Below are 12,590 nucleotides of genomic sequence, written 5' to 3' on the forward strand. Positions count from 1 at the left end.
TCGGCGCGTGCGCGGGCGTCATTGGCTCGCGTCCCTGTCCCGCATCGCAGGGGTGTCGTGCATCCATTGCGCCAGTGTGCGCTGCGCGGGGGTGGGCGCGGCCAGCGCGGCCAGCGCGTGTTGCACAGGCTTCAGGTCCCCGGCGCGATCGACGTCGGTGAGCGTTGCCAGCGTTTGCCAGGATCCGTACGGCCGCAAGGATTCGTGGAAACGGTTCGCGGTATCGGCCTGGCTGTAGCCGACCCGGGTCCAGGCCTGCAGCGGGACCACCGTGTTGCTGCCGAACAGCCAGAAGCCGCCGTCGCTGGCCGGGCCCAACGACAGTCGCGGCTCGGTCGCGCCGGCGACAGCCAACCAGCGCGTCGCCTCGCCGAGCAACGACGCCGTCAGTTGCGGGGCGTCCGCGCCGATCAGGAGCGCAAAACCGTGCCGCTCCACCAGCGCCGAATGCACGCGCGCCATGCGCGTTCCCAGATCGCCATCGCCCTGGGCCAGGGTCGGAAGGCCGGTCCACGCACTTTCTGCGCCGGCTTCAGCCACGGCCCAGTACACGGTCAGTCCAAATTGCTCGCGCGCCTGGGCGGCCACCGAGGCGACCGCCTCGGCTGCAAGCTCATACCACCGCTGCGCGTAGGCCGTTCCGGTGCCGGCGGCCAAGCGTGTCTTCAGCGCCGATCGTCCCGGCGTCTTGACGAAGATCGCCAGTGCACCGCTCACCGCGGCTGCTCCGTGCGCGAGAACCGCCACGCCTGGCGCAGGGTCTCGCCGACGTGCCGGATCGTGGTTGCGGCCCAGCCACGCGCAGCATAGCGACGGGCGCTGGTGTAGAGCGGCGCGCCGACGGCGACAACCGGCGCGCCGGCGCGACGCACGCGCCAGACCAGTTGATGGTCCTCGCCGCGGTTGGTCGCCGGATCGAACCCGCCGACCGCAGTGAACAGGCTTCGCGGCAGCACGAATCCCTGGTCGCCGAATGGCAGGCGCAGCACCCGGCTGCGCAGCCAGACGCCCACTGAGTTGAGTCGCATCAGCGCGGGTCCGTCGCCGAGAAAGCGCAGATCGAAGTAACCCAGCGCCGATCGACCTTCAGCGACAAAGCGCGCCAGCGCCGGCAGGGTTTCCGGCGCGAGCGCGGCATCGGCATGCAGGAACCACAGCCACTGCCCGTCTCCCGCCGCGGCGCCGGCGTTTTGTTGCAGCGACCGGCCCGCGGGTGAGTGCAATGCGTGCCAGCGCGGTCCGGCAGGCGCATCTACGGCTGCCACCGCAGACTGTTCCCGGCGCACGGGCCCCGCTTCGCATTCCACCACGACCACCTGCGCACCCGGCGGAAGCTGGGTGAGCTGCTCGCGCAGTCGCGGCGACAGGCTGTCGCCGGGACCCACCGGGACCACGACGGTCAGCCGGGCCAGCGGCGCGAGCACGGTGTCTGGCTCCATAACCGGACCCACGGCTCAGCACCGCCGCCAGGCGAAGTAGCGCTTTGCCCAGCGCAGCACACCGGCCGGCGCGTTGGCGCGCTTCCAGTTGCCGGCAACGTGCTTGTTGGCTTCGGCAAAAGTCGGATAGACGTGGATCGTCCCCAGCAGCTTGTTCAGGCCGATGCCGTGTTTCATGGCGAGCACGAATTCGGCCAGCATCTCGGAGGCATGCGCGCCCACAATCGTGGCACCCAGGATGCGGTCCCTGCCCGGCGCGGTGAGCACCTTGACGAAGCCGGCATCGGCGCCGTCGGCGATCGCCCGGTCCAGGCCGTCCAGTGCGTAGCGGGTGACCTCGACCGCAATCTCCTGATCGCGGGCCTCATCCTCGGACAGGCCCACGCGCGCCACTTCCGGATCGGTGAATGTGGCCCAAGGAATGACCCGGTAGTCGACCTTGAACGACCACCACGGCGCCAGCAGCGCGTTCACCGTCGCATACCAGGCTTGATGCGAGGCGACGTGGGTGAACTGATAGGGACCGGTGACATCGCCGCAGACCAGGATGTTGGGGAAATTGGTGCGCAGCATCGGGTCGGCATCGATGGTCTTGCGCTCGCTGAGGCGCACGCCCAGCTCCTCCAGTCCGAAGCCTTCCACGTTGGCGCTGCGGCCCAGCGCCACCAGCAGGGCGTCGTATTCGAAGACCACCTCGGCGCCGCCGTGGTCACACACCAGGCGTCCGCCCGCGCCGCTGCCCTCGACCCGCGACGCCTTGTGGCCGGTCGCCAGATGCACCCCGTCCCGCTGCAGTTGCCGCGCGACCGCCTCGGCGGCGTCGGCATCCTCGCGTCCCAGCAGGCGCGGCGCCATCTCCACCACGGTGACCGCGCTGCCGAAGCGCGCGAAGGCCTGCGCCAGCTCGCAACCGATCGGCCCGCCGCCGAGCACGAGCAGCCGTTTCGGCAGTTCGCGCAGGCCCCACAGCGTGTCACTGGTCAGGTAGTACGCGCCGTCCATCCCGGGAATCGGCGGCACCAGGGGACGTGCACCGGTGGCGATGATCAGGCTGCGCGCACTCAGGCGCTGCCCGTCGACCTCGACCTCCCACGGGCTCAGCACCCTCGCCGCGCCGGTGATGACCTCCACGCCGAGGCCGGTGTAACGCTCGACCGAATCGTGCGGGGCGATGCGCGCGATCACCTGCTGCACCCGCTCCATCGCGTCGGCGAAATCGAACTCCGCGGACATCCCGCGCACGCCGTAGCGCTGGCTGTCAGCTGCCTCTGCCAGCAGGCGCGCGGTGCGCAGCAGGGCCTTGGACGGTACGCAGCCGGTGTTCAGGCAGTCGCCGCCCATGGCGTCTTTTTCCACCAGCCCGACCCGCGCCTTCACCGTGGCGGCGATGTAGGCCGAGACCAGTCCCGCCGACCCCGCCCCGATCACCACCACGTTGTAGTCGAACCGCCGCGGCTTCCGGTAGCGGCGGTATACCCGGCGCGCCGCCAGCCACGCGGTGAATCCCTTGGCCAGCAGCGGCAGTGCACCCAGCAACACCAGCGCGAGCAGCAGGCCGGGGGAAAGCACGCCGGCCAGCGAATCAATCCGCGCCAGTTGGGTGCCGGCGTAGACGTACACCACGGTCGCCGGCAGCATGCCCAGCTGGCTGACCCAGTAGAACGTGCGCAGCGGCAGCGCGGTCAGGCCGGCCAGCAGGTTGACCAGGAAGAACGGGAATACCGGCACCAGGCGCAGGGTCATCAGGTAGCGCCAGCCGTCACGGGCGATGCCGACGTCGATCTTCTTCAGCCGCTCGCCGTAGCGCGCCCGCAGGCGCTCGCGCAGGGCAAACCGGGCCACCAGAAACGCCAGGCTGGCGCCGATACTGCTGGCAAAGGAGACCAGCACCGTGCCTTCCAGCAGCCCGAACAGCGCGCCCGCGGCAATGGTCAGCACGGCCGCGCCAGGCACGGATGTGGCCGCAACCGCGACATAGACCAGGAAGAACGTGCCCGCCGCCAGCCAGCGGTTCTGCCCGACCCACTCGCCCAGGTCGGCCTGCCGGGCCTTGAGCTGCTCCAGGGTCAGCAGGTCGGCCAGCCCCGCTTGCCAGGCCCACAGCAGCGCCGAGATGGCAAGCAGCAAAGCGAGCCAGCCCCACCGTCGCTGGAACGCGCGGTCGTCCATCCTGCCTCCGGAGTGGTGGTGATCGGGCTTGCCGGACGCGTTCACCCGCCGGCCATCCCACGACGCCCAGTATGAAGCGTCCACGTGCGACTCGATAAAGCGGATGCTCGAGTCCGTCAGGTCGGCAATGCAACCGGAGACCTCCATGAATCGACGCACCGTATTGCAGGGCCTCGCTGCTTTCGCCGCATTGCCCTTGCTTCCAGCCTGTTCCCGCGCGGCCGCGCCGGCAGCCCCGGCCGGCACCGCGGCGGTCACCTCGCTGGCGCACGCGCCGGCGTTCTGGCGCGACATGGTCAGCCCCGCGGCGTTCAGGGTGCTTTTCGAAGACGAAACGGAGCGCGCCGGAAGCAGCCCGCTGAACGAGGAAAAGCGCGACGGCACGTTCGTGTGCGCCGCCTGCTACCTGCCGCTGTTCGAAAGCGCGCACAAGTACGAGAGCGGCACCGGCTGGCCCAGCTTCACCCAGCCGATCGCCGGCAGCATGCAGACCAAGCGCGACTTCGTGATGCTGATTCCTCGCACCGAATACCACTGCGCCCGTTGCGGCGGCCATCAGGGCCACGTGTTCAACGACGGCCCGCCTCCGCTGGGCAAGCGCTGGTGCAACAACGGCCTGGCGCTGCGCTTCGTGCCCGGCTCCGAACCACTTCCGGCCCTGAGGGGTTGAACATGATTGCTTCCCCGTTTTCGGCTGCCTCTCGACGCCGCCTCGCGTGGCCCGGGTGTCTGGCCGCCTTGTTGCTGCTGGCCGCTTGCGCCGAGCACGACGCCGGCGCGCGCGCGAGTGCCGGCGCGAACGCCGGCCCAGGCGTTGCGACCGCGTCCTCCCGGTTGGCCGTCGCAGGCGCTGAAACGACGCGCGCGAGCGGGCCAACCTCCGCGCAGGCCACCGTCACGGACAAACCCGCGCCGCCAGCCGCAGCCCCACCGGCGACCGAGACCGCAATTTTCGCCGGCGGCTGCTTCTGGTGCATGGAGCCGCCCTATGACGCGCTGTCCGGCGTGGTGTCCACCCAATCGGGCTACATCGGCGGGAGCGTGGCCAACCCGACCTACGAGCAGGTGTCCGCCGGGCGTACCGGCCACGCCGAAGCGGTGAAGATCACCTACGACCCGAGCCGGGTCGATTACCCGAAGTTGCTGCAGGTGTTCTGGCGCAACATCGATCCGGTCGCCGTGGATCGGCAGTTCTGCGACGTCGGCGCCCAGTACCGCAGCGCGATCTTCCCGGTCAACGATGAGCAGCGCCGCCTGGCCGAGGCCAGCAGGAAGGCATTGCAGGCAGACCCGCGCTTCCGCCAGCAGACCATCGCGACGCGGATCGAACCGGCGGCCAGGTTCTATCCGGCCGAGGACACCCATCAGGACTACTACCGGAAGAATCCGGTGCGCTACAAGTACTACCGCTACAGCTGTGGCCGCGATCGGCGGCTGGAGGAAATCTGGGGCAAGGCAGGCTAAGGTCGAAGTCCGAGAGGCTACTCCACCGCGCCGCCCATCCGAATGGAGTCCTGCATGCGCCTTCCCCGCCTGGTCCTCGTCGTCGCACTGCTGGCCGTGCTCGTGCTGCTGATCGCCGGCCCGGGCACCAGGATGGGCCTGTGGGACTTCCGCACCGGTTTCGGTTTGATGCGCTGGGCGGCCTACATCGGCCTCGGGGCGGCAGCTGCGGCAGTGCTGCTGTTGATGGCGCCCTCGGTCCGCCGTGCGGGGGGAATGGTGCTGGCGGGAGCGCTGCTCATCGGCCTTGGCGTTGCGTTCGTGCCCTGGAACGCGATGCGCGCTGCCAGGCAGGTGCCGCCGATTCACGACATCAGCACCGATACAGCGGGACCGCCGCAGTTCATGGACATCCTTCCCCTGCGCGCCGATGCAGCCAATCCGGCTGAATACGGCGGCGCGGAAATCGCCCAGCAGCAGCGGACCGCCTACCCGGAACTGCGGCCGTACAAGAGCGCGCTACCGCCAGCGCAGGCGTTCGAACAGGCGCTGGAGGCGGCAAGGAAAATGGGCTGGGATATCGTCGCCAGCGATCCGGCAAGCGGGCGCATCGAGGCCAGCGACACGACCATGTGGTTCGGCTTCACCGACGACGTCGTGATCCGGGTGGAAGCCGAAGGTGGCGGCAGCCGGATCGATGTGCGCTCGGTCTCCCGCGTCGGCAAGAGCGACGCCGGCACCAACGCCAAGCGGATCCGGGCCTACCTGGCGGCGCTGGCCCGCTTGGGGTAGTGACGCGAGAGGTCCTCGTCGATCTGGATGGGGCGCCCCCAGCGATCGTAGGTCGGCACGAAACCGCGCTTGATGCGGTCGAACCGGGCCGAGCCGGGCGTAATCCCGAGCTGTTCGGCGACCGCGCTCCAGCCCTGTTCGTGGTCGCGCTGCCAAAGCTCCACCACATGGCGGCACGGGCGGCCGAGCACGTCCGCGGCCGCACACGCGTAGTAGATGTCCCCCGGCGCCCAGCGCTCGTCTTCCAGCAGGGTCTCGACCAGGTTCCGCGGCGCGCCGTAGTAGCGCACCATCTCATCGATGAAGGACTGGCGGTAGCGCGCGCCGTAGCGGTTGACGTCCTCCAGCTGGCTGTCCACCCACGGATCGCCGCTGCGCGGATTCCAGTCGAAGCGGAAATCCTGGGCGCTGGCCGCACCAGCGCCCGCCAGCGTGGCAACCGCGGCCGCGAGCGCGAACACGCGTGTGCGCAACTTGCCGGCGATGGGGATCTGGACAGACATGGGCTACCTCGATGGCGACGCCGCGGATGATCAGCGGCCGATGACCATGTTCGGATTCCGGGGGTGAACCCCTGCCGAACTCCGCCCGGCCTCGGCCGGAGCCGTTCAGGCAGGGCGGTCGTGCGTCGTGCAAACGGACCTGATCAGCGCGAAATCACGAACTTGCCAAAGGCCACGCCCAGGTCCCAACCCTCCCCCTTGCCGGCCAGTGCCAAGGATACATCGCCCTTGGTCATGACCTGCGCCTTGGCGGATTTACCGGCACCGGCGTGGGCCTCGGCCGTCACGTAGGTGCCGAGCACGTCATTGATGTTGCTGATGCCGGAAAATTCGCCGCGCCCATCGGTGATGCGCGTCTTGCCAAAGGTGATGCCGCCACCCTTGGTGCGGATCTTCACCGCCATCGACGCACCGCTGTCGCAGGTCACCGTGCCGGTGCCTGAGCCGGTCTTGTAGAACGCCGACCAGCCGGACAGGTTGAAGCGCAGCTCGCAATCGGCGTTGCCTGCGGCCGCGGCCGGGAACGTTGCAGCGGCCAGCAGGGTGGCGAAAAGCAGCGGGGCCAGACGGGTGTGAGGTTGTGGACGGGGCATGACCGATCTCCTGAAGGGGGATGCCGCCAGACTAATGGATGCACGCATTGCCGGGAGGTGAGGCCCGGCGGCGCCCGGCAGGCTCAGTCGTCCCAGCGGTGGTGGCGCTTGCCGCGACGGTCGCGGTCGTAGCGCGGATCGTAGTACGTGGTCTGGGTCTTGACCTTGCACTTGCCATGCTTGTTGCACTTCACTTCGCGGTCGCCGTGGCCGCGGTAGCGCGACGAGCTGCCATAGTTCGAACGACCGTAATTGTTGACGTAGGCGCGGCGTGGAACGTTGCGGTAGTAGCGCCGGTTGCCGCGATCATCGCGGACCAGGATCAGGCGGTCGTTGTAACCGTAGTTGCCATTGCGGTAGTACGGCTGGTCGCCTCGCAGCACCACATCGGCCACGTCGACGAGCACGCGCACCAGGTCATCGCCACTGTCCGCGCGCGCGGCGGTCGGTGCCAGCGCCATGGTGCCGAAACCGGCTGCGAGCACTAGCGGGGCGAGCCAGCGGGAAAGATGCGACATGTGGGCTACTCCTTGGTTACGCCGGCGTTCCGGCCCTGTTCCGACCATGCCGGCCCGTTACTGAACGGATTTCCAACATCCCTCACGCCGCGGAATCGCCGTTCAGAAATGCCCGTCGGAAGGCGGTGCTAATCCGCCTGCCGGGCGGCCGCGACCACCTCGGCCACGGCCGCCGGCAGCTCGGCGGCGTCGTTGACCTGACGGAAGCGCCGCTTTCCCTCTGCCACCGGCGCGGCGCGTTCATGCACCCAGGTCGAGTGGTAGGGCACATGGATGCCCCAGCCGCCCAGCTCAAGCACCGGAAGCACGTCGGAGCGCAGCGAGTTGCCGATCATCAGGAACCGGGACGCGGGCAGCCCGAACTCGTCGAGCAGCCGGCGGTAGGTTGCCGGGTCCTTCTCGCTGACGATCTCGATGCGGCCGAACAGGTCGGCCATGCCGCAGTCACGGACCTTGGCCTCCTGGTGGAACAGGTCGCCCTTGGTGATCATCACCACCGGGTGCTCGCTGGCGATCGCCTCGACCGCCTCGGCGATCCCGGGCAACAGCTCGACCGGGTGGCGCAGCAGCTCCTTGCCCAGGCCGAGGATGCGCTCCAGGTCGGCCGCACTGATGCGCGCCTCGGAAAGCTCGATGGCGGCCTCCAGCATCGACAGCACCATGCCTTTGACGCCGTAGCCGAACACGCCGATGTTGCCGCTCTCGACCTGGTACAGGCGGTCGCGGGCGCCGCTGCGCTCCAGGTCCGTCCAGGCTCCCAGGATGCGCTCGAATTCCTCCTGGGCCGCGTCAAAGTAGTCCTGACTGCGCCACAGGGTGTCATCGGCATCGAAGCCGACCATGCCGATCGTTTTAGCCATGGCGCGATTATGCCCGCCTCGCGCGCCCGCCTGACCCGTCACGCACGCCTAACCGCGTCGGTTCCACGCTCGGATCTCCGCCGACGACCGGGAGCCGCCATGACTGCACGCTACGTGTTCAGCACGCCCGACATCAGCGCCGCCGCCGAAGCGATGGCTGCCGCACGCGCCGCCGGGGTCGAGGACGACAGGATCCTGCTCGTCGCCCGGTCGGACATCGAGCTGGGCCAGATCCCCGACCAGCGAAAGGAAGCGGAGACCGACATGCTGCCCGCGGCGGCCCGCGGGGTCGGCCTGGGCGCCGGCGCCGGGTTGCTGGCGGGCCTGGCGGCGGTCGCCATCCCGCCGCTGGGGATCACCCTGGCCGGAGCCGCCGCGGCCACGCTCGTCGGTGCCGCAGCCGGGGGCTGGGCGGCGGCGCTGTTCGGTTCGGCCATGCCCGACCCGGTGCGGCAGAAGTTCGAGGATCGCATCGAGGCCGGCGAGATCCTGGTTGTCATCGACGGCGATCCGGAAACGCTGGAGGCCGCGACGCGCGGCATTGTCAATGCGGGCGGCGAACGGCTACCGTTCTAGATCACCGCCTCTTGATCATCGCCTCTTGATCACCGCCGCGTCGTCCCAGCCGAGGTCCACCATGCGTCACTCCCTCCCCACCCTGCTTGCGCTGGGGCTGCTCGTCGCCTGCAGCCCGGGCAATGGCACCCCTTCGGCGCCGCCCGCCGCCGACAGCGCGCCGCAGCACCCCGCCGACCAGCGGCCGTTTGTGGTCAATGAGATCACCCGCTTCGACGAGCCCTGGGCGATGAGTTTCCTGCCCGACGGCCGGCACCTGCTGGTCACCCAGAAGCGCGGGGAGCTGAAGCTGATCGGCCTGGACGGTACCTCCGCCGACATCACCGGCCTGCCGGAGGTTGCCTACGGCGGCCAGGGCGGCCTGGGCGACGTGGTCCTGCATCCGGACTTCAGCCGCAACCAGCTGGTGTACCTGAGCTACGCGGAAGCAGGCGAGCGCGATACCCGCGGCGCCGCGGTGGCGCGCGCACGCCTGACCGTCGACGGCAAGGGCGGCGGCAAGCTGACCGGGCTGGAGGTGATCTGGCGTCAGGTTCCCAAGGTCCAGGGCGATGGCCACTACGGCCACCGGATCGCCTTCGGGCCGGACGGCTATCTGTGGATCAGCTCCGGCGAACGCCAGAAGTTCGACCCCGCGCAGGACATGGCGTCCAACCTGGGCAAGATCCTGCGCCTCAACGAGGACGGCACGGTGCCGGCCGACAACCCCTTCGTCGATGAGGGCCCGGTGGCCGCACAGGTGTGGTCGCTGGGCCATCGCAACCCGCTCGGGCTGGCGTTCAATGCCCAGGGCGAGCTGTGGGAAATCGAGATGGGACCCAAGGGCGGCGATGAGCTCAACCGGATCGAGCGCGGCGCCAACTACGGCTACCCGATCGTTTCCAATGGCGACCACTATGACGGTCGACCGATTCCCGACCACGACACCCAGCCGCAGTTCCGGGCGCCCGCCATCAGCTGGACCCCGGTGATCTCGCCCAGCAGCCTGATCTTCTACAACGGTGAGCGCTTCCCCGCGTGGGCCGGAAGTGCATTCGCCTCCGGCTTGTCATCCCAGTCGCTGGTGCGCATCGCGTTTGACGGCGACAACACGCGCGAGGCGGAACGCTTCGACATCGGCGAGCGCATCCGGGCGGTGGCCCAGGGGCCGGACGGCGACCTCTATTTGCTCGAGGACGGGCGGCGCGGACGCCTGCTGCGCCTCTCACCGCCGCCCGCGGCCGAGTGACCGCAGGACGGTTGCTTGGAACCCACGCGTAGAACACCGCCGTAAAATCCCGCGCGTGATCAACTGGCGCGGCGCGGGGGTGCGCTGAAACACCGCCGGCGACCGCGACCTGCACGGCCACCGGTGGTTGTCACTCAGTCCTGATTGTCCGTCTCTTCCGGCTCGACGGCGTGGCTCCGGTCATGGGCCTCACGCTCGGCCTGGGTGATGTAGCCATCGCCGTTGGTGTCGGTCATCTCGAAGTTGCTGTCGAGATCGGGATTGACGCTGCCTTCGCTGCGGCTGATCCGGCCGTCGCCGTCGGTGTCCAGCTCATTCCATTGGAAGTCGTCGCGCACCTCGGACGGGGGCGATTGCAGGGTCTTGTCGCTGTCGCTGATCACCGGCGGCGGCGCTATCTCCTGCTCCACCTTGTCCAGCGCGGTGGAGCTCTGGTCCTGGGCGAAGGCCGGCACGGCAATGGCGATGCCGGCGGCGAACAGGCCCAGGCACGCCAGACCGGCCGCGCGCGCGGGCAGGACGGATCGATCAACTCGGGAGGTTTTCATCGGCGGATCTCCTGTGGTGTGTGGGTCGAGGGTTCGCCGGTTTTGCTGTACCGCCCATGAGCCGGGCCGGCCTTGACGTGACCCTCACCGGCTCGCGACGCGGGCTTCACGAATCGGCCTGTTCAGGGCGCCCTGCAGTGCGCCGGTTGTTGCGTTGCGACATATCGCCGCGCGGATGGAACTACTCCGCCGTCGCTTGCGGCAGCTCCATCAACTGGAGCTGCAGGTCATGGAGGATCGCGGCATCCCCTTCAAGCCACTCGCGGTCCTCGCGGCCACGGAAATGGCGATGGAATGCCGCCAGCGCCGCTCGCGGGTCGCGCAGGTCGTAGCCCACCAGGCGCAACGCCGCCCACGCATCGAAGCCCGCCGGCACCGGACCAAGTGCGTCGCGCGGCCACAAGCCATAACCGGCTAGGGCCAGGCGCTGCCAGGGAAAGTGCACGCTGGGATCGTCTTTCTTGGTCGGTGCGACATCGCCATGGCCCACGACCAGGTGCGGCTGGATGCCCAGGCGGTCGGTCAGGTCGGCCAGCAACTCCAGCAGCGACCCGATCTGCGCATCGCTGAAGGGCTCGCTGCCATCGTTGTCGAGCTCGATGCCGATGGAGATCGAGTTGATGTCGTCCATGCCGGCCCAGCGGCTGGACCCGGCGTGCCAGGCGCGCTCCTGTTCGGCGACCAGTTGGTAGCGGCGGCCGTCCTCACCGATCAGGTAGTGCGAGCTGACACGGCCACCGGAGTTGCGCGTCTGCAGCACCAGCAGGGCGCCCTCGGCGCTGCGCATCGCGGTGTGGTGGATCACGACCATGCGCGCACGCCGCGGCTCGTGATTGGGGGACGCGTGCCAGTCCGCCAACGGATTGCGTGGCGGCGCGGTGGCACAGGCGCTGATCACCAGCAGGCCAAGCAGAACGGCAAGAAGTCGCACGGATTTCATCGGTATCGGAAACAGACGCGGCGGAACGCACTACGGTAAGCCAAGTGCGGGCACCGCGGCTTATTCACGTCCGCGCGACCGGGGTTCGGTTCTCATGACGGCCCCCTCCCCACGGACCAGCACCATGTCAAAGAGTTTCCCGCTGCAACTGCTGCTGCTCGCCTCTGGCGTCGCCCTCGCCCTGCCCGCCCACGCGATCGATGACGACCGTTTCACCTTGCGTATTGGCGCTATGAACGCCGATGCCCAGAGCACGTTGCGCGGCCGTACCGGTTTTGCCGGCGATTCGATCGGCTTCAGCGAGGACTTCGATTTTGGCGGCAAGGAAACCGTGCCCCGCCTGGAAGGCCAGTTTCGGTTCAGCGAGCGCAACCGCCTGCTGTTCAACTACTTCAATTACGAGAAGGATCGCCGGATCACGCTCGACGAGGACGTGGTCTACGACGGCAGCCTCATTCCCGCCGGCAGCTTCGCCAAGGGCGAGGTGGATTTTGAAGTCGCAAGCGTTGTCTACGACTTCGCGGTGGCCGAGACCGAGACTTTCAGCTGGGGACTCCAATTGGGTGCGGAGTACGCCAAGCTCGAAGCCAAGGTGTACGCCGAGGCGGGTGACGAAAGCTACCGCGAGCGCGAGAGCTCAGACGGCTTCGCGCCGGTCATCGGTACGCGCTTTACCTGGGCGCCTGCCGATGCATGGCGAGTGGTCGCCCAGGGCCAGTATCTGAACGCGTCCTGGGGCAGCTTCGGTGACTACCGCGGCGACCTGAGCCGGGCCAATGCGCTGGTCGAATATCGCTTCACCCCGCGCTTTGGCATCCACGCCGGCTATGACTGGTTCAAGCTGGACGTCGACAAGCGTGGCAGCGACGGCATGCTCGGCCTGGAGCAGGAGTTCAAGGGACCGATCGCGGGTATCACCTTGGCGTTCTGAACCACTGCCAACCCCGGCCCAATGGAACGCCCGCATTGCTGCGGGCGTTC

Annotated in this window: 15 protein-coding genes; 6 read left to right on the forward strand and 9 right to left on the reverse strand. The window is 68.7% G+C overall.

The window, feature by feature from the left end; genetic code table 11:
* Positions 1–18: 18 nt before the first annotated feature.
* The 3 genes from INQ40_RS11600 to INQ40_RS11610 are packed head-to-tail and all read right to left on the reverse strand — an operon-like array spanning position 19 to position 3,755.
* The gene (locus tag INQ40_RS11600) at positions 19–717 is read right to left on the reverse strand and encodes a DUF2064 domain-containing protein (protein ID WP_228482017.1); all 699 of its coding nucleotides are present in this window, start codon (positions 715–717) and stop codon (positions 19–21) included.
* Positions 714–1,439: a glycosyltransferase gene (locus tag INQ40_RS11605; protein WP_194340550.1), complete on the reverse strand. Its 726-nt coding sequence runs from the start codon at positions 1,437–1,439 to the stop codon at positions 714–716. Before INQ40_RS11605 ends, INQ40_RS11600 begins: the two co-directional genes overlap by 4 nt.
* Before the next feature lie 15 nt (positions 1,440–1,454).
* Positions 1,455–3,755 carry a bifunctional TVP38/TMEM64 family protein/FAD-dependent oxidoreductase gene (locus INQ40_RS11610; protein WP_228482018.1) on the reverse strand — a complete coding sequence of 767 codons (2,301 nt, stop codon included), beginning with the start codon at positions 3,753–3,755 and terminating at the stop codon, positions 1,455–1,457.
* Between INQ40_RS11610 and msrB the strand changes: the two genes are divergently transcribed.
* The 3 genes from msrB to INQ40_RS11625 all read left to right on the forward strand — a co-directional run bounded on the left by msrB (position 3,754) and on the right by INQ40_RS11625 (position 5,843).
* Positions 3,754–4,278: a peptide-methionine (R)-S-oxide reductase MsrB gene (msrB, locus tag INQ40_RS11615; protein ID WP_194340551.1), complete on the forward strand. Its 525-nt coding sequence runs from the start codon at positions 3,754–3,756 to the stop codon at positions 4,276–4,278. The two genes, INQ40_RS11610 and msrB, sit on opposite strands and share 2 nt — an antisense overlap.
* A 305-nt stretch (positions 4,279–4,583) precedes the next feature.
* A complete protein-coding gene (gene msrA, locus INQ40_RS11620) occupies positions 4,584–5,072 on the forward strand; it encodes a peptide-methionine (S)-S-oxide reductase MsrA (RefSeq protein ID WP_255524257.1) in 489 nt (162 codons plus the stop codon).
* Between the two features lie 54 nt (positions 5,073–5,126).
* Positions 5,127–5,843, forward strand: coding sequence for a DUF1499 domain-containing protein (locus tag INQ40_RS11625; RefSeq protein ID WP_194340553.1), 717 nt, complete (start codon positions 5,127–5,129; stop codon positions 5,841–5,843).
* Here INQ40_RS11625 and INQ40_RS11630 read toward each other — a convergent pair.
* The 4 genes from INQ40_RS11630 to INQ40_RS11645 all read right to left on the reverse strand — a co-directional run bounded on the left by INQ40_RS11630 (position 5,813) and on the right by INQ40_RS11645 (position 8,317).
* Positions 5,813–6,346 (reverse strand): hypothetical protein, encoded by a 534-nt coding sequence (locus INQ40_RS11630; RefSeq protein ID WP_194340554.1) that lies wholly within the window; start codon positions 6,344–6,346, stop codon positions 5,813–5,815. The two genes, INQ40_RS11625 and INQ40_RS11630, sit on opposite strands and share 31 nt — an antisense overlap.
* Positions 6,347–6,489: 143 nt before the next feature.
* The gene (locus INQ40_RS11635) at positions 6,490–6,939 is read right to left on the reverse strand and encodes a hypothetical protein (protein WP_194340555.1); all 450 of its coding nucleotides are present in this window, start codon (positions 6,937–6,939) and stop codon (positions 6,490–6,492) included.
* Between the two features lie 83 nt (positions 6,940–7,022).
* Positions 7,023–7,457, reverse strand: a complete 435-nt coding sequence (locus INQ40_RS11640) for a hypothetical protein (RefSeq protein ID WP_194340556.1) — start codon at positions 7,455–7,457, stop codon at positions 7,023–7,025.
* Between the two features lie 128 nt (positions 7,458–7,585).
* On the reverse strand, positions 7,586–8,317 hold the full coding sequence (locus INQ40_RS11645) for an HAD family hydrolase (RefSeq protein WP_228482019.1): 732 nt from the start codon (positions 8,315–8,317) through the stop codon (positions 7,586–7,588).
* Positions 8,318–8,416: 99 nt separating this feature from the next.
* Here INQ40_RS11645 and INQ40_RS11650 point away from each other — a divergent pair, with 99 nt between their 5' ends.
* A complete protein-coding gene (locus tag INQ40_RS11650; protein WP_193984746.1) occupies positions 8,417–8,893 on the forward strand; it encodes a hypothetical protein in 477 nt (158 codons plus the stop codon).
* A 61-nt stretch (positions 8,894–8,954) separates the two neighbouring features.
* Positions 8,955–10,121 carry a PQQ-dependent sugar dehydrogenase gene (locus INQ40_RS11655; protein ID WP_194340557.1) on the forward strand — a complete coding sequence of 389 codons (1,167 nt, stop codon included), beginning with the start codon at positions 8,955–8,957 and terminating at the stop codon, positions 10,119–10,121.
* 134 nt (positions 10,122–10,255) lie between these two features.
* On the opposite strand, the gene INQ40_RS11660 is transcribed toward INQ40_RS11655, so the two are convergent.
* Both INQ40_RS11660 and INQ40_RS11665 read right to left on the reverse strand, forming a co-directional pair.
* Positions 10,256–10,669 (reverse strand): hypothetical protein, encoded by a 414-nt coding sequence (locus INQ40_RS11660; RefSeq protein ID WP_194340558.1) that lies wholly within the window; start codon positions 10,667–10,669, stop codon positions 10,256–10,258.
* Between the two features lie 181 nt (positions 10,670–10,850).
* Positions 10,851–11,609, reverse strand: coding sequence for an N-acetylmuramoyl-L-alanine amidase (locus tag INQ40_RS11665; RefSeq protein ID WP_194340559.1), 759 nt, complete (start codon positions 11,607–11,609; stop codon positions 10,851–10,853).
* A gap of 124 nt (positions 11,610–11,733) precedes the next feature.
* On the opposite strand from INQ40_RS11665, the gene INQ40_RS11670 reads away from it, so the two are divergent.
* Positions 11,734–12,540, forward strand: a complete 807-nt coding sequence (locus tag INQ40_RS11670; RefSeq protein ID WP_193984753.1) for a hypothetical protein — start codon at positions 11,734–11,736, stop codon at positions 12,538–12,540.
* Positions 12,541–12,590: the final 50 nt, after the last annotated feature.

The organism is Lysobacter sp. H21R4 (genome assembly GCF_015277535.1).
GTDB classification, from domain to species: domain Bacteria; phylum Pseudomonadota; class Gammaproteobacteria; order Xanthomonadales; family Xanthomonadaceae; genus Novilysobacter; species Novilysobacter ciconiae.